Here is a 2462-nt window from a genome sequence, read left to right on the forward strand (position 1 = left end):
GCCGCCAGACAGGCGGCCGGCCCCGCGGTCGTTCCCCCAGGACACTCACGTAATATAGGTAAGGCATACCTAAGTTCTTGGAGCGGAGTGTCTTTGCCATGCGTTCATATCGACGGTGGGCTCTCGCCGTGGCGGCGGCCACCGCGCTGACCCTCAGCGGCTGCGGTTCCTCCCCGGACGGCGGGGCCGGCGCCGCCGCCGCCGGCCAGGGCAGCGGGAATCAGGACGCGGGCACCTTCCCGCTCACCATCGAGCACGCCCTGGGCACCACCACCATCCCGGAGAAGCCGGAGCGGGTCGCCACCGTCGCCTGGGCCAACCACGAGGTGCCGCTGGCCCTCGGGGTCGTCCCGGTCGGCATGGCCGCCGCCAACTTCGGCGACGACGACGGCGACGGCGTGCTGCCCTGGGTCACCGAGAAGCTGGACGAACTCGGCGCCGGGACCCCGGTGCTCTTCGACGAGAACGACGGCATCGACTTCGAGGCCGTCGCCGACACCCAGCCGGACGTCATCCTCGCGTCCTACTCCGGCCTCACCCAGCGCGACTACGACACGCTCAGCGACATCGCCCCCGTCGTCGCCTACCCGGAAGCGCCCTGGGCCACCTCCTGGCGGGACATCATCAAGCTCAACAGCGAGGCGATCGGCCTGGCGGCCGAGGGCGACGCCCTCATCGCCGACCTGGAGGAGCGGATCGCCGCCACCGTCGCCGGCCACCCGCAGCTGACCGACAAGACGGTGATGTTCATGACCCACATCGACCCCACCGATGTGAGCCAGGTCGGCTTCTACACCGCGCACGACACCCGCACCCGCTTCTTCGAGGACCTCGGTCTCACCATCCCCGGCAGCATCGCCGAGGCGTCCGCGGGCACCGACCGGTTCGCCCTCACCCAGAGCGCCGAGCAGGCCGAACTCTTCGACGACGTCGACATCATCACCGGCTACGGCGACGAGGACGGCGAACTCCTCCAGCTCCTCCGGTCCGACCCGCTGCTGTCGAAGATCCCCGCCGTCGAGCGCGGCTCGGTCGCCCTCCTCCCCGGCAGCAGCCCGCTGGCCACCGCCGCCAACCCCACCCCGCTGTCCATCGCGTGGGTCCTGGAGGACTACGTCGCCCTGCTCGCCGAGGCCGCGGACAAGGTGGAATGACCGCGACCGCCACCCGGAACCCGCCGGACGCCGACCTCGCGCGGCGTCCGGCGCATGTCCGGGTCCTGTGGATCGCCGGCGCCCTGGCCGTCCTCGCGGCCGTGACGGCCGCCTCGGTGGCACTCGGCGCCCGCGACGTCGGCCTGTCCGACATCGTCGCCGGCCTCGGCGGCGCCGAGAGCACCCTCGGCGAGGCCGCCGTCAAGAAACGGGTGCCGCGCACCCTGCTGGCCATGACGGTCGGCGCCGCCCTCGCCACGGCCGGCGCCGTCATGCAGGGCGTCACCCGCAACCCGCTGGCCGACCCCGGCATCCTCGGCGTCACCATGGGCGCCTCGCTCGCCGTGGTCACCGGCATCGCCTACTTCGGGCTCACCTCGCCCACCGGCTACATCTGGACCGCCACCGCCGGAGCCGCCGCGACCTCCCTGTTCGTCTACGTGATCGGCTCCCTCGGACGCGGCGGCGCCACCCCGCTCAAACTCGCGCTGTCCGGCGCCGCCGTCTCCGCCGCCCTCGCCTCCCTGGTCACCGCCGTCATGCTGCCGCGCAACGACATCGCCGGCACCTTCCGCATGTGGCAGATCGGCGGGGTCGGCGGCGCCTCGTTCGAGAAGATCGGCCACGTCCTGCCCTTCCTCGCGGTGGGCTTCCTGCTCTGCCTGCTCTCCGCCCGGGGCCTGAACTCCCTGGCGCTCGGCGACGAACTGGCGGCCGGCCTCGGCGAGAAGGTCGTGCTGACCCGCGCCGCCGCCGCGCTCGGCGCCGTCCTGCTGTGCGGAGCGGCCACCGCGGTCGCCGGCCCCATCGGGTTCGTCGGCCTGGTCGTGCCCCATCTGTGCCGGCTCGTCATCGGCCCCGACCACCGCTGGCTGCTGCCGCTGGCCGCCGTGCTCGGCGCGGCCCTGCTGACCGCCGCCGACGTCGTGGGCCGCGTCGTGAACCGCCCCTCCGAGATCGACGTCGGCATCGTCACCGCCCTGATCGGCGCCCCGTTCTTCATCTACATCGTCCGCCGACAGAAAGTACGAGCCCTGTGACCCTTCAGGCCATGGCCGAGGGCCGGAGCCGCCGGACCCGCCGGCGGCGTCTGGTCATCACCACCCTGGTGGCCCTGCTCCTCGCCGCCTTCGCCGTCACCCTGATGGCCGGCCAGACCTTCTACCCCCCGGGCCAGGTCCTCCGCGTCGTCCTCGGCGAACAGGTGCCCGGCGCCTCCTTCACCGTCGGCCGGCTGCGGCTGCCGCGCGCGGTGCTCGCCGTCCTCGTCGGACTCTGCTTCGGCCTGGCCGGCGTCACCTTCCAGAC

3 protein-coding genes are annotated in these 2462 nt (G+C 72.9%); all 3 read left to right on the forward strand.

The window, feature by feature from the left end:
* Positions 1–98 precede the first annotated feature (98 nt).
* The gene (locus ACFV5N_RS27030) at positions 99–1154 is read left to right on the forward strand and encodes an iron-siderophore ABC transporter substrate-binding protein (RefSeq protein WP_385604927.1); all 1056 of its coding nucleotides are present in this window, start codon (positions 99–101) and stop codon (positions 1152–1154) included.
* Positions 1151–2194, forward strand: a complete 1044-nt coding sequence (locus tag ACFV5N_RS27035; RefSeq protein ID WP_385604930.1) for a FecCD family ABC transporter permease — start codon at positions 1151–1153, stop codon at positions 2192–2194. Before ACFV5N_RS27030 ends, ACFV5N_RS27035 begins: the two co-directional genes overlap by 4 nt.
* Positions 2195–2205: 11 nt before the next feature.
* Positions 2206–2462: iron chelate uptake ABC transporter family permease subunit (locus tag ACFV5N_RS27040; protein WP_385604933.1), on the forward strand; the 257-nt coding region annotated here is incomplete at its 3' end.

This window comes from Streptomyces sp. NPDC059853 (genome assembly GCF_042731495.1).
Taxonomy (GTDB): domain Bacteria; phylum Actinomycetota; class Actinomycetes; order Streptomycetales; family Streptomycetaceae; genus Streptomyces.

What these genes read in the sequence shown, in the direction of transcription:
- ACFV5N_RS27030 (WP_385604927.1), top strand. Translation starts at nt 99, where the DNA reads ATGCGTTCATATCGACGGTGGGCTCTCGCCGTGGCGGCGGCCACCGCG.
- ACFV5N_RS27035 (WP_385604930.1), top strand. Translation starts at nt 1,151, where the DNA reads ATGACCGCGACCGCCACCCGGAACCCGCCGGACGCCGACCTCGCGCGG.